Below are 21,115 nucleotides of genomic sequence, written 5' to 3'. Positions count from 1 at the left end.
TGGGTGAAGGCCTAGAAAAGCTCCTGCTTGTTATACATATTAGCCAAACAACTGTGTAAAAGCCTGAAAACCGAAGTAGATGCCAAAACCAAGAAGGCAAATCCCCGCTGTAAGGGAAATGAATCGGAGCATAGAAGGGCCGGTGAACCGATGAAGGAAGCTAGACAGCATCGCCATCACCACATCCCAGAGTAGAATACCAACAAAAATACCCATGCTATTCCACAGCACCTGATCCAAATGTTGATTTTCTATGCTTTTGGCCAGAATGGAGCCGTAGATGCCTAACCAGAAGAGAATGCTGAGTGGGTTCATCAGTGCCATCAAAAAGCCAGTACGGAAGGCGCTAGTACCGGTCTGTGCACCACGCGAGGCGGATCCAGGGACGGCATTGATATTTTTCAAAGTGTCAATTCCGGTATAAAGGAGAACAAAGCTGCCGAATGTCCACAGGAAGGTTTTCATAAACGGGGTATTCAGAAAGTGGGCTAGTCCAAAGTAAATGAGTAGCATATACACTAAATCCGCACACATGGCTCCCAGTCCAATCATCCAGGATTGGAAAAATCCCATCCGTGCTCCCCGGTCGAGCTGGGCTGCATTGATGGGACCAATAGGTGCAGATAATGAAATGCCGAGTACTATATAGGTGAAAAAGCTATTCATGGTCATCGCTCCTTGAATGAGATGTTAACTTGTACAAGACATTCTATTCAAGAAGTAGGTAAGTTAGAAGACAAGCCTTCTGGCACTAACCTCTTTGCGACATACTCTAAAGGATCTCTACGGCAATCGGTGTACATTTATACCCATTGCAGACACTTTCGGAGCAGGGACAAGCCGATATGGCAATGATCAGATCCATCTCAGCCCGCAGCTCAATATAATCCCCAGCTTTAGAAAGCGGTCGCTCCACGCTGACTTTTCCAGAAGGGTCAATGACAGTATTCATAAAAAGATTAAACGGATAATGCTGATCGGGAGCGGGCAGGCCAAACTCCGCCAGTGCCTCATTTAGGTTATTGTAGCAGCTGGCGTGTTCCTTTTTGTTATACAGCACCTCATACATCTCGGGACGGCAGGCAGAGTTAATGAAATCATGACGGCCCACAGTATCCTTAATAATCGTAAGCAGTGGTCTGTATTGATTGGAATAGAGGATGTCCCCCGGGAGCACATTCATCTTGCCTAGAGCATCGATCGTTACACCGGGGTCAATCCGTTCATTAGGGTGAACGGCGTTATAAGCAGCGAAATCTGCTACCTGCTCTCCTTCTACATCGGTTACCCGAACGATCTGCCCTTTGTCCAACTTGAAGCCCAATCCCATGGTTGCTGGAATTAGCCATTGTTGTTCGCTCATGAGTATTCTCCTTCGGGATAGTCATAGTCTGTGAGAGTTAGTATGGCTTTTTGCTAAAAAAGTCATACAAAGTATGGAGTTGTGTGGTGTACCATAGAAACAATCGTATCCGATTCGATGACATCACAAGCCTATAGTAGCGTTGTTGCAGGAATCATCCCATTTGTCGTTGAATATATCCCGTTAACCGTATTGCGTATTCAAGATACGCAGCCACAGGAGGGAACAACATTGAAATCGACTACCGTTCAAAGCCTTACGGAGACGTTTAAACTGGAAGTGCTTGCAGGTGCTAGCTGCATGGATCGTGAAATCACTCGTTCAAAGGCGCATAGACCTGGTCTGGAGTTCGTGGGTTACTTTGATTTCTTTCCAACGAAGCGGGTACAAGTATTGGGCTGCAAGGAAATCAATTATCTGTTAACCCTAAGCGTTGAAGAGCGCAAGTTACATATTGGTAATATCGTCAAGTATCATCCACCCTGCTTTATTGTGACGACAGGTCAGCAGGAGATTCCTTATTTAACTCTATTCTGCGAAGAAGAGGGCATCCCGCTGCTTCGGACGCAGGAGACGACGACAGAGATCATCGCAAAGATTGACACCTATCTAGTGAAGGCGCTGGCGCCAGAGCTTTCAATTCATGGGGTATGTGTAAACGTGTCCGGTATAGGTGTCCTACTCAGAGGTAAGTCAGGGATTGGAAAAAGCGAAACCGCGCATACGCTTATTAGAAGAGGCCATCGGTTTGTGGCGGATGATATCGTGGTTCTGAAGAAGCTGGGACCGGCGACGCTTCTCGGCACACATAATGAGACGACCCGCGAATTCCTAGCGCTGCGCAGTATTGGTCTGATCAATGTTGTACGCCAATACGGGCGTAGAGCTTTTCAGGATGAGACGCGAATTGTACTCGACATCGAGTTGTCTCCTTGGCGAGAGAATTCCTTGAATAATGAGCTCGAACTGGAGCCGAAGTTCACAGACTATCTTGGTGTTCAAATTCCACATATTGAAATCCAGCTTCAGCCCGGCCGTGACGTAGCTGGTCTAATCGAAGCTGCCGCTAACAACTGGTATCTGAAGCAGCTTGGCTATAGCGCCGTTGAAGAGTTTATGCAGAGGATTGAAAACGGGATGTAGTCGTGAAGGTAAAATATATCAATAAATAGAATATTCTAGTATTTTTGAAAGGACTGTCCGCAGGTGAGAGTACTGCTTATGGACAGTCTGTCTATTTGTTATGACCTACGCATTACTTTTTGTGTGTGCTAAACTGATAATAATGAAAAGGGGATGAATCATGGGTAGAAAACAATCTTTTACTGAAGCCGAGCTGCTTGATATGACAAAAAAATTAGTATTGGATCATGGCTATGATGGCTTTCATCTCAAGTTGCTCTCGCAGCATCTGTCCGGCGCCCGAAGTACCATTTATCAATATTATTCTAATAAAGAAGAGATCGTTGCCGCTTGTATGAAGCGCGTAATCGCAGCGGTATTAGATAAGGCATTAACAATTAATGAGGCAAATCCCATGGACGCTCTTGAGCAGTTACTTCTTATTTACGTAGAAGAATCTTCGCTCCATCAGCTCCTGGGAGATGCCAGTAAAATAAACACAGCGAATTCTGCTGCAGCAGCGAGAGACCTTGAATTTATTGAAGAAGCACATAAGACTCTTAAGATTCAGTTATCTGGTTTGTTCGCACGCGCACAGCAGGAAAATAGCCTTCGGAAGGATATCCCACTTCCTGTACTTATTGGCGTTTTTTTTAACCTAATTAATACACCTAATATGTTAAATATCCCAACGCCTGATTGGGGTAAGGTGTTATTTGAAATGTGGATTGGGGGCGCAAAGAGCTGAACTAATTTTGAATAAAATTTGACACATGTGTCATTTATGTTGTTTAATAAATTAGACGTGTGTCAGTGCCATTTAATTTGACACATGTGTCAAATTAAATGTAAAGGGAGCTGAAAAAGATAATGTTCTTAGCTATGAAGGAATTGATGCATAGTAAAATGAAGTTTTCAATGATTACCGTTATTTTTGTATTAATTGCTTGGTTGGTATTCATTTTATCAGGTTTAGGTACTGGATTATCTACACTAGCTGCCTCCACAATCATGACTATGAAGGCTGATTATGTAGTTTTTGAAGAAGGGTCGCAGTCTTCGATGAGCAAGTCCCTTCTGTCTGAGCAGTTATTGGCCGAAGTGGAGCTATTGCCAAATGTTAGTGCTGCAGCACCGATGGGAAGTACAATGGCAACAGCGCTGAAAGGACAAGGTGTTAAGAACGAGGACAAGGTAGACATCGCAATTATAGGAATTAATCCAGGAAGTTTCTTGGAGCCGGCTACCGTGGAAGGGGAGAGCTTAACTTCTGAGAATTCTACTGGTGTACTGGTGAACTCGACCATGAAGGATGAGGGCTATAGCCTCGGTGATACTTTTCTGTTAGACGGTACAACGGAATCATTGACGATTATCGGGTTTGTGAAGGATCAGACCTATAACCACGTTGCTTCCGTATTTACTCCGATGGAGGAGTGGCGGAAGATTAATTTTGCTGCTCCGGGTTCAGATAAAGGAGTTCCAGGTCCGGTTAATGCAATTATGCTGCAAGGCAAGGATATCGATCCAGAAGTAATAAATAGCAAATTATCAGGTACGGATACGGTTACCCGGGCAGGAGCTGTTCAAGGGATGCCAGGCTACAAGGAAGAGAATGGTACGATTTTAATGATGCTAGCATTTTTGCTGGCGATCTCAGCATTCGTGCTTGGAGTGTTCTTCTATGTAATTACGATGCAGAAGACCAACCAGTTTGGCATTATGAAAGCTATAGGTGCTAGTAACAAATTCCTTGGAAAAGCCATTGTATCGCAAGTATTTATAATTTCTTTGACTAGTATTGTAATTGGAATCTTACTGACTTATGGGACAGCCGCCATTATGCCGAAGGGTATGCCTTTCAAGCTGGAAACGAATCTTGTCGTAACTTATTCTGTAATCTTACTAATTATCGCTGTGTTAAGTTCGATGGTATCCGTTCGAAAGATTACAAAGATTGATCCGCTACAGGCATTGGGGAGGATTGAATAATGACTAAGGGATTACAAATGAATGATGTTACAAAATACTATGCTGAAGGAAGTAATCGTATCGCCGCACTTGATCATGTAAGCCTGTCGGTCGAGCCGGGTGAGTTCGTGGCTGTAGTTGGACCGTCGGGTTCAGGTAAAAGTACGTTCTTGTCTATTGCTGGAGCGATGCTTGAAGCTTCAGAAGGGGAAGTTAAGCTGAATGGGCATTCTATTTCTACGCTTTCTGCCAAAGAACTGTCGAATATAAGACTACAAGAAATCGGATTTATTATGCAATCTTCAAATTTGGTTCCTTATTTAAATGTTTTGGATCAATTGCTAATAGTAAAAAGGATGTCGAGTAAAGTAACTAGAGAGGATAAGCAATTGGCGGCTAAGCTGCTCGAAGAGCTGGGTCTTGGCGCGAAGCTAACAAGTCTTCCAGAAGAGTTATCAGGTGGGGAAAAGCAACGGACAGCCATCGCTCGGGCATTAATAAATAATCCTAATGTCATCTTGGCGGACGAGCCTACAGCAAGTTTGGATACTAAACGGGCCCATGAAGTAGTTAGTCTAATTGCGCAAGAGGTGAAGTCACGCCAGAAAGCAGCGATTATGGTTACTCATGATGAGCGTATGCTTGAATATTGTGATAAAGTATACCGGATGGAGGATGGTAAGTTATCTTTGTTTCCTCTAAAAGATGTTTATAAATAAATTATGCCTTCGTACTATTAACCCAGGCGGATTTAGAGCCGCTAAGATTAGCCGTTCTAGATCTAATTGAGAAATTAGAGGATCATTTAAGATCAGAGGGTGTACTCAACCAGTTCGAGTCAGTTGCTGTGTTTGAATCTTTTGTTAAAGGCTGCTCTCATAGTGAAAAGAATAGTAAACAAAGAGCGACTGTGGCTGACACGGCGCTTTTTTTTGATGATTGTATTCCTATTACGACATACTATTCCTAGGTATAACCGCCTCAAGGGTATGGATATGCAGGAGGGCATGCATGATTGGAAGGTCATAGGCTATAAATGGTATAATTTCTAATAGGTATTTTGAGTGATCGTTAATAGGAGGTATTAATGATGAGTGATGAACTATTGGCAAAACTGGATGAGTGGCATGAGGAAGATGAATTTCAGGAAATCGTGGATGCAATAACAGAAATTCCTGAAGAGGAAAGAGATTATGTTTTAACTAGTCATTTGGGAAGAGCGCTTAATAATCTCGGGCAATATGAAGAGGCCTTAGAGCAGTATTTGAGCATTGAAGAAGAGGGCGAAGGAGACCCACTCTGGCATTACCGTATCGGAGTTTCCTATTATTATCTTAAGCGGTATGATGAAGCTTTAAAAGCATTTACAATTGCAGATGAGCTAGAGCCTGATGATGAGGACACCTTGGAGTTTTTGGGTTGGATCAAACGCAAATTGGCTAAGAAAGCTGCGAAGAAGCCTGTGAGCAAACCTGCAAAGAAGCCTGTAGTAGCGATCGACACCACCAATTTTTGGGATGACAGCGAGTATGCGTTCTCAGAATATATCTCTGAACCGCCTACAGATGCATTGATTGCTTCAGTGGAAGAAGAGCTGGTATTTAAGCTGCCAAAATATTACGTTGAAATGATGAAGTTACATAATGGGGGGATTCCTCATAACAATCGCTACCCGATTCCGGGCACAGGAGAGTTTATTACGATCTCAGGGATCCTCGGGATTGGACGAGATAAGAATAAGTCGCTGTGTGGAGCTTCAGGCAGCCGGACTGTGATTGAGAATGGACGTTATCCTGAGGTTGGCGTGGTGATTTGTGATTGTCCTTCTGAGAATGAAGTAATCATGCTGGATTACCGCGAGTTTGGAAATGATGGCGAACCCGAGGTTATTCATGTAGATCGAGATAACAAATACAAGATCACACGCTTGGCTGACAATTTTGAGACCTTTATCGGCGGACTGGTGAAATAGTGGGTTTCGCTGGCTAAGAATATGATTACCGAGGCACTCCTTAACAGGAGTGCCTTTCTTTATCACTTGTCGCTATGGAATACCTTAGATTGAAGCACATCCAGCGCTCGGTTGATTTCTTCTAGTTCTTCAACAGAAGAATCCTTAATCCGGTCCAGGAAACGTTCGCCGATCCGCTCAAAAGCTGCATTCATCATCGCTTGTCCCTCTTCGGACAGTCGGATGAATTGCTTACGCCGATCTTCTGCGACATCCAGCTTTTCGCAAAGATTCTTTTCTGTTAATTTCTTGAGCTCACGGCTCGTGTTCGGCATAGAGATATTCTTACAATCACTGATTTGACTGAGAGTCACAGGCTGACTGACCGCTATATACTCCAGAATACTATATTGAACGGGCGTAATACCTTCCGGTCTAACATCTTTGGTTAAGTCGAATGTTACTTCATGGACTGCCGTCGTAAAGGTCACAAATTTATGAAAAAACGCTTCTTTGTCCATAACGATCACCTCTTAGTTTAAACTTTAACAAATTAATTATCATAATACAATTATCATTTGACAACTAAATAAAGGTTATGATACGATTTTGTTATCAAATGATAATTAAAGAGGTGGAGCAATGAACGTTTTAGTTATCTATACACATCCGAATCATAAAAGTTTAAGTTATGCTTTTTTCAATAAAGTCATTCAAGGAAGTAATGAGAATGCTAAGATCTCGAAGATCGAGGTGCTTGATCTATATGAAGAGCAATTTGATCCGGTGCTGGTCTTTAATGAAAACAAACGTAGAAGAGACATGCATATCGATCCCAAGCTAGAGAAATATCGTGAGCAGATTCGTCAGGCCGACAAAATTGTGTTCGTGTACCCGATCTGGTGGGGCCGGCCTCCCGCTATGCTACTCGGGTATATTGATCAAATGTTCGCTTCTAATTTCGCTTACAGAGAAAAGGGCGGGCTTATACCTGAAGGGCTGCTGAAAGGGAAGTCAGTAGTTTGTATTTCCAGTATGAAGGGGCCAACCCTGTATCCTTTATACTGGTTAAATAACTCCCATAAAGTGCTGATGAGAAAAGCATTATTTCAATATTGTGGGATCAAGAAAGTGAAGTTTTTCGAGTTTGGGAATATGGAGAGCCCGAAAGGTAAACATGAAAAGAAGCTAAATCAGGTGTATCAATATTTTAAATCTGTAGCTAATTAATAAGATAGACTCAGCAGCACTATGATTATTTCGGCTCGTTGTATAGATAAGCAACATAATCCTGCAGTACTGAGGTATGGCCCATTTGTCGCAGCATTGTACCGATATTCCCACGGTGATAGCTGCCATGGTTCGCAACGTGAAAGATAGCCCCGGAAATGGATGTCTCAAGCGATCCCATCGTTGGATGATCTAACACAACGGTGGGATCCTTATCTATTTGACTAGCCAACACCATTTTATTTTTGCTGGTTAGCTCACGATAGAGGACATCCATTTCTTCAATATCTTTTATTGCTAACAAGGGCTCTAATTGGGCAGCTGATGCTTTAGCTTCATTCCTAGTTCGTCCTGAAATCAAGTCAAACCAAATATTCTCCACGACATAAATATGCGTCACAACCTTTGCTACCGAAGAAAAACCACTCTGAATATCCTTATGATAAATGTCTTTAGGCAACTCCTTTAAGCGATGGATGATCGTTTGATTGGCCCATACATTATAATCATACATTTCTAACGCGGGATGCTTTTTCATGAGTTTCTCCTCCTAAAATTATGGATGCTTTAATTATACCCATCCCCAAAAAGCCCGGTACAATTTAGAAATGTTTATTACAGGATCTTTTGTCCAAAATAAACCAGAATACAGACGACAGCGATAAAGCAGAGGAGTAACCAATCCGCTAGCTTCATTCCCATCTAAACCGTACCTGCCTTGATCATTGTTAAGTTCTCACCACTTACTTGTTTGATTAAATTCATTACCTTATAGGCTCCTCTGCCGTTCTCATAAGGCTTCATCTTATCTTTGTAAGTAGAGCGGTTCTCGTATAGCGTCATAATCGAATGAACAAAGGTTTGAGTGGTCATCTCTTCTTCAAGTAACATTTCAGCGAGTCCAGTTTGTTGAAAATACTGCGCTTGGGCAAGTTGACCAGAGCGGCTGCCACCATTCGTGTGCGGAATTAATAACATTGGCTTTTGCATAGAAAGAAGCTCCATCATAGAATTTGAGCCTGCACGGGATACGACAACATCCGCCATAGCTAATAAATGCGGCAGCTCACAGCTTGTAATGAATTCATACGATTTGTAGCCTGACATCGAGAGGTGATAATCAACTTTTCCCTCCCCGCAAATATGAACCACTTGAAATTTATTTATCAACTCAGCGAGTACATTGTTCACCATTTGGTTAATGCTATGTGCCCCTTGGCTTCCTCCCATAATAAGAAGAACAGGCTTAGCAGAGGTGAATCCGCAAAAGACTAAACCACGTTGTTTATCAGCTAATTTGAATTGCTCCTTCAAGAGCGGTCCTGCATGAACGGCCTTGAGAGAAGCAGATTTGGTTAAAGTATCCAGAAAATTTGTACACAGATGAGTGGCAAACGGAAGTGATATTTTATTAGCTAGTCCAAGATTCAGGTCTGGTTCATAAATAATGATAGGCACTTTGTTAAGTTTAGCCCCAATCACGACGGGTACAGAAACAAATCCACCTTTAGAAAAAATTACACTTGGTTTGATGGTTCGTAGGAGCCGGTAGGATTGAAAGATGCCCTTCATGATTTTGAATACATCAGTTACATTCTTCCAATCGAAGTAGCGTCTCAATTTTCCTGTGGAAATAGGATGATAGGTCACATCCTCCTTGTAATCAGACAAAAGCTTACGCTCAATCCCTTGTTCAGAGCCTATATAATGAACGTCCCAATCCTCTGCTAAACACTTAGGGATCAACACGAGGTTGCCGGATACATGGCCAGCGGAGCCTCCACCTGTAAATACGATCGAGGTACTCATACTAGAAACCCACCTTGTTGTAACATTTCTTTTATCGCAGGTTTGCTCATCAACACATGATTGGAATCATAGCTTTGGAAGTCCACAGGCGGGCAAGAGGCATAAACCTTTTGTAACCCTTCTATAGGAAAAGGAGGGAGAATCACATAATAGTGATCATCCAGATGAATAGAAGATGTGCTCTCGAATTCCGAAATTAGAGCCTCACTTAAGCTCTCTCCGGGGCGGATTCCTGATTCCTTGATTTGGATCGGGCCAGTTGATAAGTTATCAATTAAGACTTGGGCAAGATCCTTAATGCGACAAGCAGGCATCTTGGTCACAAAGATTTCTCCGCCTTTGCTGTCTTCTGTCGCCTTAAGGAGTAAGGTAATTGCATCATCTATGGTTAAGAAAAAACGAGTCATTCTAGCATCTGTAAGAGAAATGTCTTTTCCATTTGCAATACTTTGTTTGAAAATAGGAACCACACTGCCTGTTGAGCCTAGGACGTTGCCACTTCTAACACAAACAAACTGAGTTTTGGTTTGTCTGAGATTGGCATGGACCATTAGCTTTTCGCCGAGTGATTTTGTCATTCCGTAGGTGCTCGATGGTTGCGCTGCTTTATCGGTTGAGACGTAGACTACTTTTTTTACACCATGTTTAATAGCGGCTTGAATCACATGCTGAGTTCCGAGTACGTTAGTCTTCATCGCACTGTCCGGCTGTTGTTCACAGATCGGCACATGCTTCAAGGCTGCTAAGTGATAGATATAATCTACTTGATGGCAAGCCTGCATCAGTTCATGCTTATCACGAACATCACCAATGATGAAGGTTAGTTTGGGGTTATGATGGTATTCCTGTTGTAGTTCTACTTGAAGAGATTCATTACGGGAAAATATTCTGATTTCTTTAGGTTCTCTTTCCAATAAACGTTTTACTAGCTGCCGTCCCCAAGATCCGGTTCCTCCAGTAATTAATATGGTTGTATTCTGCACGATTTGTTCCTCCTATGATCTTAGCTATAGAATAATCATAGTGTTGGTATGTTACGTGAATATGGCAAAGGGTTAAGAAGCCTTTACAACCGGCCCCTTAACCCTTTTTTTAATCCTTAATATCCGTCCGTTTGTGTACCAGATTGCTCTGCAATTTCCGCGCCCTCTCGATTATCTGAGGTACCTAGATGTTTGTGGTCGGCTTTGGCTTGAGCAAGACCTTCAGCCACTCGGCGGCCGTAGTCGGGATCAGCCTTTGTGAAATGCTCGATCATATTGTTCTGAATAACAGGCGCACATATTTTCAGTGCATCGACCAAGTTATGAATCAATTCATCCCGTTCCCAATCCTCGAACTTGCGATAGGTATCACCAGCTTGCCCGAAGTCATTTGTCCGACTAATTTTGTCGCGAACTAGTCGATCATTATACATCGGTTGATGTTCTTTGCCAGAAGGAGCTGCCTCCTTTAACCCGCCAAGCGAGGAAGGTTCGTAATTGACATGTGGGTTTTGCTCAGGCGCTTTATCCACATGATAAGTCATTTGCCCATCCCGCTGATTCGTTGCTACCCTTGTCTTTGGAGCGTTGATCGGCAATTGAATGTAGTTCGCGCCTACCCGGTGCCGCTGAGTATCCGAATAGGAGAACGTCCGGCCTTGCAGCAGCTTGTCGTCCGAGAAATCCAGACCGTCTACTAGAACTCCAGTCCCGAAAGCGACCTGTTCGACCTCGGCAAAATAATTGTCTGGATTCCGATCCAGAACCATCTTTCCGACAGGTAAAAATGGAAAACGTTCATGATCCCAAAGCTTAGTAGGATCCAGTGGATCAAAATCGAGCTCAGGATGCTCATCGTCACTCAGGATTTGCACACAAAGTTCCCATTCGGGGTAATCCTTGCGTGCAATCGCCTCATATAAGTCCTGCGTAGCGTGACTGACATTTTTAGCTTGTATATCTTCTGCAGCCTGCTGAGTTAGATTCTTAATGCCATGTTTCAGTGGTTCCCAATGGTATTTGATTAAGACGGCTTCACCCTGTTCATTCACCCATTTGTAGGTATTGACCCCAGACCCCTGCATTTGCCGATAGTTGGCCGGAATCCCCCAAGGAGAGAACAGAAACGTAATCATGTGAGTGGCTTCAGGTGAGTTCGATACGAAATCAAACATCCGCTCTGGATTTTGCAGATTGGTCACAGGATCAGGCTTGAAAGCATGAACCATGTCAGGAAACTTTAGCGGATCACGGATAAAGAAGATCTTCAGATTGTTGCCGACCAAGTCCCAGTTGCCATCCTCTGTATAGAACTTTGTGGCGAAGCCGCGTGGATCACGAAAGGTCTCCGGAGAGTAAACACCATGAACTACCGTAGAAAATCGTACGAATACAGGTGTCTTTTTGCCTGCTTCTTGAAATAGCTTAGCACGCGTATACTTCGAGACGGGTTCATCACCTACTTTTCCATAAGCTTCAAAATATCCGTGGGCGCCTGCCCCCCTAGCATGAACAACTCTTTCTGGAATACGCTCTCGATCAAAATGTGATATCTTCTCGATGAAGTGGTAGTTTTCGAGCGTCGATGGCCCGCGATTTCCTACCGTTCGTATATTTTGATTATCTGTAATCGGATGCCCCTGTCGATCCGTTAAAATCATATCTTCTTTTTCCTTATCCATACAGCAAAGCTCCACCTCTCTTCAGATATGAATAGTATTTTCTACCATAATTCTGAAAAGTATGCGAAACCTACTGACAAGAGATGTTATGAAAGTTACAATTTTTATTGGCATTTGAAATAATGACTGTTATATTTGAAAATACTATGCGTTATAAGCTTAGCAACTTGGTATCGACAGAATGGAGAGGCGGAAGTACATGCAACAATTTTTAGATAGTATGATTAGCGTAACAAATGATTTTTTGTGGTCCAAAATATTGGTGATCCTTCTTATTGCTTGTGGACTTTATTTCACCGTAAGATCGAAATTTGTACAGTTTGGTATGTTCAAAGAAATGTTTCGGGTTCTTAAAGGATCCAATGAAAGGTCAAAAGATAGTATTTCATCCTTCCAGGCCTTCTGCATTAGTATGGCGGCGAGGGTAGGGACAGGTAATATAACGGGAATCGCAATTGCTATTGCCATAGGTGGCCCAGGGGCTATCTTCTGGATGTGGGTGATTGCCATTATTGGATCAGCATCCGGCTTTATAGAAAGCACCTTGGCACAGGTATATAAAGTGAAGGATAAGACCGGATTTCGCGGTGGTCCTGCCTATTATATGGAGAAAGGCCTGAACAAGCGCTGGATGGGAGCGATATTTGCGGTTCTGATCACGTTATCCTTCGGCCTTGTATTTAACGCGGTCCAATCGAATACGGTCACAGTGGCCTTTGAAAATTCGTTTGGCACCAACCGGGCCATTCTTGGGGTTGTAATGGCTGCTGCCTTTGCGGTGGTTATCTTCGGCGGTGTTAAGCGTATCGCAAGAATGTCTGAATACATTGTAGTGGTAATGGCAGGGCTCTACATTGGGGCTGCTCTTATTATAATGCTGATTAATATTACGGAGCTCCCGGGAGTTATCGCACTCATTGTGAAAAGTGCCTTCGGATTTGAACAAGTCGCTGGTGGCTCTCTTGGTGCAGTAATTCTACAAGGTGTGAAACGTGGCTTGTTCTCTAACGAAGCAGGTATGGGTAGTGCGCCTAATGCTGCGGCAACGGCAACCACGAGTCATCCGGTAAAGCAAGGGCTAATGCAAGCGCTAGGCGTACTCACAGATACGTTACTCATTTGTTCGAGTACGGCGTTCATTATCTTGTTGTCTGATGCCTATAAGCAGCCAGGGCTGGATGGAATCAAGCTGACACAAGCCGCATTAAGCGAGCATATTGGTTCGTGGGCATCCGGATCACTAGCGATTATGATTTTTTTGTTTGCGTTCAGCACGTTAATTGGAAATTATTATTACGGTGAGACTAATATAGAATTTTTGAATTCCAATAAAAAAGTATTACTATTCTATAGATACAGTGTTTTGGCGATGATTATTTTTGGTTCCGTAGCAAAGGTTCAATTGGTATGGGATTTGGCCGACTTATTTATGGGCTTCATGGTTATCGTGAATTTGATTGCCATCCTGCTATTATCTAAAGTGGCCTTTGCCGCCTTGAAGGATTATAAAAAGCAGAAACGTGAAGGAAAGGATCCTGTTTTCTATAAAGACAGCATTCCGGGACTTGAGAACGTTGATGGTTGGGACAATTCTTCAGATATAAAGAGATAGAATTAGAAAAACGAGCCTTTCGAATCGCTTCTGAGGCTCGTTTTTCGTTTTGCATTGAAGATATAAAATTAGTTTTTCTTAATTTAGGGTTTAACCTGCGGCCCATACATCTAACTCGATTTTTAATTCAGGTAAACCTAATCCTTTGACATAAGCAATGGTCATTGAAGGAGGCGTCTTGCCGAATACCTTATTCCAAATTTCATAGAAATGGTCCCAATCGATTTCTTCCGTGGCCCAAATGTTGATTTTGACTACATGATCCGGTGTCAGCTTTTGAGAAGAAAGGACTTCAACAATATTACTCATTGTATTAGTTACCTGTTGATTAAAATCTGTAGGGATATGATTATGATGATCGATTCCAATTTGGCCGGAAAATACATACATTTCAGCATTTCTACTTATCTTTGTTACATGACTATAGTTACCAACGGGTTTCGCAATATTCTCTGGATTATATCTTGTAACAATATTATTATTTAAGTTCATTTTTATGAAGTCTCCTTTAAATAGAAGATACATAACGATATCTAGGTGATATATCTCCACTGTTTTTTAGTTTTAATTTTTGACAGACTTATCCTATCAATCATTAATTCTAGAAAAAAACAGCCGTAGAATACCCAATACCAAAGGACAAAGATTTTAGCGATCTCTTTTTCATCGGGTATTCCTCCTTCTTATTTAAAGTAAGATAACTTCATCCGAATGATATCATTAATTCATGGGAGACGGCAACTTTGCTTGCTCCGGCAATATAACCTTAATATGACTAGGGATAACAATCAGCGAAAGGGCTCAGGAATTGAGCTCTTTTTGCTATATTAAATGATAATTTTGATTTATTTTTTTAAATAAATCAAAAAACACTTACATTATTGGATTTTATATTGTTATAATTACAAACAGACCGGTTGGTATGTCAGGAGGAATACGATATTATGGATACAAAATCGCTGATAATTGATAAGGCGACACTCCTTTTTCAACAAAAAGGATATAAGAGTGTAGGTGTCAGTGAAATTTTAAAAGCTTGTGAGGTCACAAAAGGAGCGCTATATCATCATTTTCCAAATGGAAAAGAAGAACTATTAATTGCTAGTTTACACGGATTAAATGAAACCATCATGATAGATGTCGAGGATATTTTTAGTAAACATTCATCGACTCAAGAAGCTATACAATTCATGATCGATAAGTTAATTTTGAGCTTAGAAACAGAGGGTACCATCACTGGATATACATTTAGCAGTATTGTCAGTGAAATGGCTACCGTGAGTGAACCTGTACGCAAAGCATGCAGTTTGTTATATGAGAACATTCAAAGTATTTATCGTGCAAAGCTTGTATCTGACGGATTCACGAATGAATCAGCCTCTACGATTGCTATGTGGATGATAGCTTCGATTGAAGGTGCGATGATGTTATGTCTAACGCAACAATCATCAGATCCCCTAAGAACTGTGGCACAACTATTCCCTATAATATTGAAAGGAAGAACATCATGAATCAAGAAGCAAGATTACCAAGAAACGGCAAGGAGGGGGCATTATATGGTGCAATCATTTGTACACTGACGGTACTGTTTATGTCTTCAATAAATATCATTTTAGGAGTTGGAGAATTTAATAGTGAAGTTGCCTTAATGATTCTTAAGGTGTTTCCGATCATTTGGATAATTGTCATGATTATTGAGCCTGTTGTTATTGGTCGTATTGCCGAAAAGCTGACAGCTACATTCACACAACCCACCGATAGTTTCAACGCCAAAATCCTTTTCCGCATCTTATTCACCGTACTGGGAATGTCATTTTGTATGACGTTTATTGGAGACATGATCGGAAATGGGTTGAGTTCTCAAACGTTTAATCACTTCTTAGCCAATTGGCCAAGAAATTTCCTGATTGCACTATTCGCTGAAAGTATATTGATACAGCCATTTGCAAGATTTGTGATGGTAAAGCTACATGCTTCTCAGGACAAAAAGAAATCCAGCGCTGCTGGCGTAACTATACATGGATTATCGGAACAAAAATCGTAATATAAATAAGCTCTCAGGCGAAGCGATTCGTTTGAGAGCTTTTCTATTACCGTATATAATGATATCTTGGTTGAATAATTGAAACTTAAATCTTTGCCCGTACTTTCGGGTAAGCCCTCCTATATAACAATGAAAGCATAACAATGAGAGGTAATTTTGAATATGATGATTTATAGTCGTCTTGCCATAATGATGCCCCCATTTCCCTAGCTAGGCTCATATTCTTGTAGTTGTTCGAGGATATAAGCTTGTAGGAGGGCGAATTTAATATGAAAAAATATGCAGCACCATCTTTACTGCTAATGATTGTTCTTGTGGCTTTTCCGCAAATTAGTGAGACGATCTATACTCCATCTTTGCCGGATATTGCGGTTGCACTTGGCGTCGCTAATAGTTCTGTACAATTAACATTAAGTATATATTTTATCGGATTTGCTTTAGGTGTTTTGTGTTGGGGTTGGCTCTCTGATTTCATCGGACGGAGACCTGCCATGCTGGGTGGCCTCATTTTATATGGTATTGGAAGCTTGATGTGTTTTTACTCGGAATCCATTAATCTGCTGTTAATCAGTCGGTTTATACAAGCGTTCGGAGCAGCGACAGGCTCGATCATTACACAAACAATTCTTCGTGAGAGTGTATCCGGAAATAAGCGGCATGCCATGTTTGCCCAGATTTCGGCTGTGATTGCTTTTACTCCAGCAGTAGGGCCGCTTATTGGCGGCTTCGTGGATCAAGCTTTTGGTTTTCGAGCGGTTTTCTTTACATTAGTGATGATGAGTGTGTTGTTGTTTATGTATGCCTTTTGGAAGCTGCCAGAAACCACAGATGTTTCCGCGAGAAAAAAGGTGGCCATTCTACCTATCGTTAAAAGAATGCTCTCATTGCCACGTGTACTAGTGTTTGGGTTACTGATCGGGGGCATCAATGGAGTTTTATTTAGCTACTATGCGGAAGCACCCTTTATATTTATTGAACATTTTAATATTTCACCGGGAGTATATGGTTTTTTAGGCATTGTTGTGGCCTTGGCATCGATAGTTGGAGCAATGATGTCCAAGAGATTATTGAGTCTCTATGCCGCAGAAAAAATAATTCACATCGGCTGTCTAGTGATGGCTGCTGGTTCCTTGCTATTAACACTTGTGAGTAGTCTTGGAGCGTTGCCAGATATAATACTGATCGTATGTATCTTAATCACCCTTTTTGTTATGTTAATGGGGGCCGGTATCGCTTTGCCTAATTGTCTAAGTCTTGCTCTTGTTCAATTTCAGGACGTTGTAGGAACGGCAGGCGCGATCTTCAGCTTGGGATATTATCTGCTAGTAAGTTTAGCGACGTGGGGAATGAGCGCCCTGCATAATGGTTCATTACTGACGATGCCTATCTATTTCTTAGGGATTAGCGGCGGAATGTGGTTATTAAGTAAAAAGTTTATTGTAGCGGAATAGAATTTTTATAAGTGATTTGCAAAAAAGAAGATATGGAACGGGGTATCCATAAAATAATGGCAGTCTGGAACTTTTTGAGTTCCGGACTGCTTTTTATTTGTTAGTCTACCTCCGGTACAATGACTTGGATATGACGAGGGAGAACACTTAGCGTAATTGGTAAAATCGGACCTTCTTCACCATCCACATTGGTTCTTACGGCTTCTGGAGAGCTGACTGTCACATTTTGGGCCGTGAAATAGACAACGTCTTTATGATCCTTAAGGCTGCCAAGTAGTAAAGAAATACTGGCTGTAATGGTATTGAGTATACTAAGGTCTTGAATAATAAAACAGTGAAGCAGACCATCGTCAACCGCAGCATCAGGTATTAGATTCTCGAATCCGCCAACGGAGTTGGTTAACACGGCGAGAAAAAGCGGGGAATCGCCTTGCCATGTCTTCTCGTCATAATGAATGACAAGAGGGTGGGTGGAAGTGCTTGTAAGTTGTTTTAGGCCTTCTTTCAAATATGCCAATGAGCCGAGCTTGGTTTTCTCTTCGATTGATACGGAGGATAATGATCCGGCGATTGAACCTACAGCAACAACATTTCCGAATAAGCGGTCATTCAAGCAACCAATATCAACTGTCTTTACGTTAGAGGAAGCAAGGGTTTGAATGGCTATTTCGGGATTCAATGGGATCTGTAACGCGCGGGCAAAATCATTAACCGTTCCTAAAGGGACTACACCTAACTTTGGGTGTTGTTTCTGATTCATAAGACCATTAATGGTCTCGTGAAGCGTGCCATCCCCGCCAATGGAGACGACTAGATCGTAACACTCCTCGCAGGCAGTGATACAATAACGAGTTGCATCTAGTTCTTTTGCCGTCTCCTTGATCGTAACCAAGTAGCCTTGATCAGCTAGAACTCTTTCTGCATATCTGACATATTCGCCAGCTTCTTCTTTACCAGATGAGGGGTTAATAATAATCATTGCTTGCCGCATAGGGATTATCCTCTCTTGTTCAATCTAATAGCCTATTAGATGATTACCCCAAAGTGTTATAGCGGAAATCATAACAACCAAAAAAGAGGTGAGCAAGAACGACCTAAGTCGTCTTACTCACCTCTTTTTTAAACGCTTGCCGTCCCTATAAGGACGGCGAAGGCGTTTATGCTTATTAATAGACCTTGTCACCATTAAAAATGGAATTCTTAACGATAACATAATCGACTTTACGAATGGCTTCCAATTTATTGCCTCCAGCATAAGAAATCGAGGACTGAAGATCTTGCTCCATCTCTCTCAACGTTTCTGCTAAAGCGCCTTTGTGTTCGACAACTATTTTTTTGCCCTCAACATTCTTCTTTTCACCTTTTTGGTATTCAGAAGCGGAGCCAAAGTACTCTTTATACAGCTTTCCATCGATTTCGATGGTATCACCAGGAGATTCTTCATGCCCTGCAAATAGGGAACCGATCATGACCATGGAAGCCCCAAATCTAATGGATTTGGCGATATCACCGTGTGTCCGAATGCCTCCGTCAGCGATAATAGGCTTACTTGCAGCCTTCGCACACAAGCGCAGTGCAGCCAATTGCCAGCCACCTGTTCCAAATCCAGTCTTAATCTTCGTGATACATACTTTACCTGGTCCAATTCCTACTTTAGTAGCGTCTGCCCCAGCATTCTCTAATTCTCTAACGCCTTCTGGTGTTCCCACGTTTCCAGCAATAACGAAACTAGTAGGCAGGTACTGTTTAATGTGCTTGATCATACGAATGACAGCCTCGGAATGACCATGAGCAATATCTATTGTAATGAATTCCGGAACCAACTGTTCGTTAGATAATTGTTCCACGAAATCATACTCTTCCTCTTTAACTCCGACACTTATGGATGCGATTAATCCGCGGGCGTGCATGTCTTTGATGAAAGATGTACGCTTCTCCGGTTCAAAACGATGCATAATGTAAAAGTAGCCATTTTCCGCTAAGAAGCTGGCGATCTTCTCATCTATGATGGTTTGCATATTTGCGGGTACCACAGGTAATTTAAAAGTATGACCGCCCAAGGTTACTGATGTATCACACTCCGAACGGCTATTTACGATACATTTTGCAGGAATTAACTGAATATCTTCATAATCGAATACTTTTTTCATTATATACACCTCTAAATGCGAACATTATAGTATTTTTGTTTGTTGATTGTTCGTCCACTTTGTAATGTACAGCATTCCGAACAAGAAGTCAAAATTCTAGTACATTATGGTGTAAATTGGACTTAATTATACGACAATTTGGTGTACAACTAATGATTCATATAAAAAAGCAGATTATTCATAACGAACCAAAGAAATTTAGATAACGTAAATTTAAGAACTGCTCTAAAATTTAGTCATGGAAGCTCTTACATTATAGAAAAGAAAAGGGAGGTCTCACCGTGAAAAAGTTTAATATCTTACTTCTCACCGCCGTCACTTTACTCTCGATGACACTTGCAGGTTGTGGTGGTGAGAATAACGCTCCAGCAGCCAATCAAGGGGAAAAGAAAGATAAGGTGAAAATTAGAATTGCGTACTGGAACAAAGAGGATAGTGTTAAGACCCTTCTTGATCTGGTAAAAGAAAAGCTACCGAATATTGAGCTTGAATATCAATTTATTGATAACAAGCAGTATCAAAATATTATTGAAACACAGCTAACGGCTGGAGCAGGCCCAGACATTATTTCTACTAATCCTTATACGGCATCAAGATATGCAAAGCTAGGCTACATTAAGGATATCTCTGAACTAGCTGATCGTTATAATGACGGTGGCAAGAATGTCTACTCTGTAGACGGTAAATTATATGCGCTTCCGGGAATCAGTTGGTTCGAAGGCATGTTCTATAATAAAGAGATTTTTGAAAAGCTGAATCTGAAGGTTCCTACAACCTTTGAGGAAGAACTAGCGCTCCATGAGACATTGAAACAGAATGGAATCAAACCTCAGGCGATGGGTGCTAAATCTTGGGAGCCTATGATGAAATCTTCTATGGGCCTAGTAATGAACAACTTCTTGTTTAAGGCTGAGAATAAAGACTTCGATGTACAGTACGGTGAAGGTAAGAAAAAGCTTGATGGGAACTGGAATACAGCCCTTGAGCAATGGACGGAATTAATCAAACGGGGCTATTTAACGGAGGATATGCTCGGCGTGGATTATGACCAAGCCTTGGATGAATTCGCAACTGGAAAAGCTGCTATGTGGCAGTCTGGGCCGTGGGCTGTAGAAGCCATTCAAACGAAAAATCCGAATTTGAAATTTGATATGTTTCCTTTCTATGGATCTGAGCCAGGTGCGGGCTGGTTGATTGGTGGTCCGGGTGTAGGATTTGCTGCAAATAGTAAGTCAGAGCACCAAGAAGAAATCATGCAGGTACTAGATTTAATTTCAACGCCTGAAGGACAACAAGCTTTCTGGAGTGACAACAAGGGTGGCAGCAGCTATTTGAAAGATGTTGAATTCGAAATGCCTGAACAATTCGCCAGTGTAAGCGAAACGTTGAAAGCAGGAAATGTATATGCACCGTGGAACAACTGGGGCGATGCATCTAATGTAATTGAAGATTACGGTAAGAATTTTCAATATGTATTGAGTGGAAAAATGACAATTGCGGAAGCACTGCAAGCCATTGATAAGAAGACCAATGAACTCATTCAAGGTAAAGCACAATAATGAGCTATGATACTTGCGGCAGCCTGATCGCTGCCCGCAAGTGTTTTACAAGAGAGGTTGAATAGTATGAATACGAAAATGAGGTTGCTAAAGAGGGAACTTGATTATCAAATATTGATCCTGCCGGTGCTGATCTTTTACTTACTATTTTGTGTATATCCCTTTTTCTCGACATTTTACTATAGTTT

At 41.8% G+C, this 21,115-nt stretch carries 20 protein-coding genes and 1 pseudogene; 11 read left to right on the top strand and 10 right to left on the bottom strand.

Annotated features, from left to right (window positions below; all coding sequences use genetic code 11):
* Nucleotides 1–39: 39 nt before the first annotated feature.
* Both ACDZ28_RS07485 and ACDZ28_RS07480 read right to left on the bottom strand, forming a co-directional pair.
* Nucleotides 40–666: a LysE family transporter gene (locus ACDZ28_RS07485; RefSeq protein ID WP_375104353.1), complete on the bottom strand. Its 627-nt coding sequence runs from the start codon at nucleotides 664–666 to the stop codon at nucleotides 40–42.
* Nucleotides 667–772: 106 nt separating this feature from the next.
* On the bottom strand, nucleotides 773–1,363 hold the full coding sequence (locus ACDZ28_RS07480) for a DUF1989 domain-containing protein (protein ID WP_375104352.1): 591 nt from the start codon (nucleotides 1,361–1,363) through the stop codon (nucleotides 773–775).
* A gap of 231 nt (nucleotides 1,364–1,594) precedes the next feature.
* Between ACDZ28_RS07480 and hprK the strand changes: the two genes are divergently transcribed.
* The 5 genes from hprK (at nucleotide 1,595) to ACDZ28_RS07455 (ending at nucleotide 6,428) form a co-directional block, all read left to right on the top strand.
* Entirely contained in the window at nucleotides 1,595–2,506 is a 912-nt protein-coding gene (gene hprK / locus ACDZ28_RS07475) for an HPr(Ser) kinase/phosphatase (RefSeq protein ID WP_042131632.1), read from the top strand.
* Between the two features lie 160 nt (nucleotides 2,507–2,666).
* Nucleotides 2,667–3,233, top strand: a complete 567-nt coding sequence (locus ACDZ28_RS07470; protein ID WP_042131631.1) for a TetR/AcrR family transcriptional regulator — start codon at nucleotides 2,667–2,669, stop codon at nucleotides 3,231–3,233.
* A 122-nt stretch (nucleotides 3,234–3,355) separates the two neighbouring features.
* Nucleotides 3,356–4,477 (top strand): ABC transporter permease, encoded by a 1,122-nt coding sequence (locus tag ACDZ28_RS07465; RefSeq protein ID WP_076120378.1) that lies wholly within the window; start codon nucleotides 3,356–3,358, stop codon nucleotides 4,475–4,477.
* On the top strand, nucleotides 4,477–5,175 hold the full coding sequence (locus tag ACDZ28_RS07460) for an ABC transporter ATP-binding protein (RefSeq protein WP_375104351.1): 699 nt from the start codon (nucleotides 4,477–4,479) through the stop codon (nucleotides 5,173–5,175). Before ACDZ28_RS07465 ends, ACDZ28_RS07460 begins: the two co-directional genes overlap by 1 nt.
* A gap of 371 nt (nucleotides 5,176–5,546) precedes the next feature.
* Nucleotides 5,547–6,428, top strand: coding sequence for an SMI1/KNR4 family protein (locus ACDZ28_RS07455; RefSeq protein WP_076120377.1), 882 nt, complete (start codon nucleotides 5,547–5,549; stop codon nucleotides 6,426–6,428).
* Nucleotides 6,429–6,490: 62 nt separating this feature from the next.
* Here the strand turns inward: ACDZ28_RS07455 and ACDZ28_RS07450 are convergent, their stop codons facing one another.
* Entirely contained in the window at nucleotides 6,491–6,928 is a 438-nt protein-coding gene (locus ACDZ28_RS07450) for a MarR family winged helix-turn-helix transcriptional regulator (RefSeq protein ID WP_076120376.1), read from the bottom strand.
* Between the two features lie 121 nt (nucleotides 6,929–7,049).
* Here ACDZ28_RS07450 and ACDZ28_RS07445 point away from each other — a divergent pair, with 121 nt between their 5' ends.
* A complete protein-coding gene (locus tag ACDZ28_RS07445; protein WP_042131626.1) occupies nucleotides 7,050–7,637 on the top strand; it encodes an NAD(P)H-dependent oxidoreductase in 588 nt (195 codons plus the stop codon).
* Between the two features lie 25 nt (nucleotides 7,638–7,662).
* On the opposite strand, the gene ACDZ28_RS07440 is transcribed toward ACDZ28_RS07445, so the two are convergent.
* The 4 genes and pseudogenes from ACDZ28_RS07440 to ACDZ28_RS07425 form a co-directional block, all read right to left on the bottom strand.
* The gene (locus tag ACDZ28_RS07440; protein WP_375104350.1) at nucleotides 7,663–8,175 is read right to left on the bottom strand and encodes a DinB family protein; all 513 of its coding nucleotides are present in this window, start codon (nucleotides 8,173–8,175) and stop codon (nucleotides 7,663–7,665) included.
* A gap of 164 nt (nucleotides 8,176–8,339) precedes the next feature.
* The gene (locus ACDZ28_RS07435; protein ID WP_375104349.1) at nucleotides 8,340–9,446 is read right to left on the bottom strand and encodes an undecaprenyldiphospho-muramoylpentapeptide beta-N-acetylglucosaminyltransferase; all 1,107 of its coding nucleotides are present in this window, start codon (nucleotides 9,444–9,446) and stop codon (nucleotides 8,340–8,342) included.
* Nucleotides 9,443–10,429, bottom strand: a complete 987-nt coding sequence (locus ACDZ28_RS07430) for an SDR family NAD(P)-dependent oxidoreductase (protein ID WP_375104348.1) — start codon at nucleotides 10,427–10,429, stop codon at nucleotides 9,443–9,445. The genes ACDZ28_RS07435 and ACDZ28_RS07430 overlap by 4 nt, the downstream gene beginning before the upstream one ends.
* Nucleotides 10,430–10,545: 116 nt before the next feature.
* Nucleotides 10,546–12,084: pseudogene (locus ACDZ28_RS07425) on the bottom strand (catalase); the annotation flags it as partial.
* 226 nt (nucleotides 12,085–12,310) lie between these two features.
* Here ACDZ28_RS07425 and ACDZ28_RS07420 point away from each other — a divergent pair.
* Entirely contained in the window at nucleotides 12,311–13,723 is a 1,413-nt protein-coding gene (locus ACDZ28_RS07420) for an alanine/glycine:cation symporter family protein (RefSeq protein ID WP_375104347.1), read from the top strand.
* Between the two features lie 90 nt (nucleotides 13,724–13,813).
* Here the strand turns inward: ACDZ28_RS07420 and ACDZ28_RS07415 are convergent, their stop codons facing one another.
* A complete protein-coding gene (locus ACDZ28_RS07415) occupies nucleotides 13,814–14,215 on the bottom strand; it encodes a RidA family protein (RefSeq protein ID WP_042131620.1) in 402 nt (133 codons plus the stop codon).
* Between the two features lie 452 nt (nucleotides 14,216–14,667).
* On the opposite strand from ACDZ28_RS07415, the gene ACDZ28_RS07410 reads away from it, so the two are divergent.
* The 3 genes from ACDZ28_RS07410 to ACDZ28_RS07400 all read left to right on the top strand — a co-directional run bounded on the left by ACDZ28_RS07410 (nucleotide 14,668) and on the right by ACDZ28_RS07400 (nucleotide 17,218).
* Nucleotides 14,668–15,234, top strand: coding sequence for a TetR/AcrR family transcriptional regulator (locus tag ACDZ28_RS07410; RefSeq protein WP_375104346.1), 567 nt, complete (start codon nucleotides 14,668–14,670; stop codon nucleotides 15,232–15,234).
* Nucleotides 15,231–15,767, top strand: a complete 537-nt coding sequence (locus ACDZ28_RS07405; RefSeq protein WP_375104345.1) for a DUF2798 domain-containing protein — start codon at nucleotides 15,231–15,233, stop codon at nucleotides 15,765–15,767. The genes ACDZ28_RS07410 and ACDZ28_RS07405 overlap by 4 nt, the downstream gene beginning before the upstream one ends.
* Nucleotides 15,768–16,036: 269 nt before the next feature.
* Nucleotides 16,037–17,218, top strand: coding sequence for a multidrug effflux MFS transporter (locus ACDZ28_RS07400; RefSeq protein WP_375104344.1), 1,182 nt, complete (start codon nucleotides 16,037–16,039; stop codon nucleotides 17,216–17,218).
* A 100-nt stretch (nucleotides 17,219–17,318) separates the two neighbouring features.
* Here the strand turns inward: ACDZ28_RS07400 and ACDZ28_RS07395 are convergent, their stop codons facing one another.
* Both ACDZ28_RS07395 and guaC read right to left on the bottom strand, forming a co-directional pair.
* Nucleotides 17,319–18,209, bottom strand: a complete 891-nt coding sequence (locus ACDZ28_RS07395; RefSeq protein ID WP_375104343.1) for a diacylglycerol/lipid kinase family protein — start codon at nucleotides 18,207–18,209, stop codon at nucleotides 17,319–17,321.
* Nucleotides 18,210–18,384: 175 nt separating this feature from the next.
* Nucleotides 18,385–19,368 (bottom strand): GMP reductase, encoded by a 984-nt coding sequence (gene guaC / locus ACDZ28_RS07390; protein ID WP_042131616.1) that lies wholly within the window; start codon nucleotides 19,366–19,368, stop codon nucleotides 18,385–18,387.
* A gap of 281 nt (nucleotides 19,369–19,649) precedes the next feature.
* Between guaC and ACDZ28_RS07385 the strand changes: the two genes are divergently transcribed.
* Nucleotides 19,650–20,927: an ABC transporter substrate-binding protein gene (locus tag ACDZ28_RS07385; RefSeq protein ID WP_375104342.1), complete on the top strand. Its 1,278-nt coding sequence runs from the start codon at nucleotides 19,650–19,652 to the stop codon at nucleotides 20,925–20,927.
* The last annotated feature ends 188 nt before the right edge of the window (nucleotides 20,928–21,115 follow it).

Origin of the sequence: Paenibacillus sp. RS8 (assembly GCF_041956825.1) — a bacterium.
Classification (GTDB): domain Bacteria; phylum Bacillota; class Bacilli; order Paenibacillales; family Paenibacillaceae; genus Paenibacillus_AQ.
This window is presented reverse-complemented; position numbering and strand designations above follow the sequence as displayed.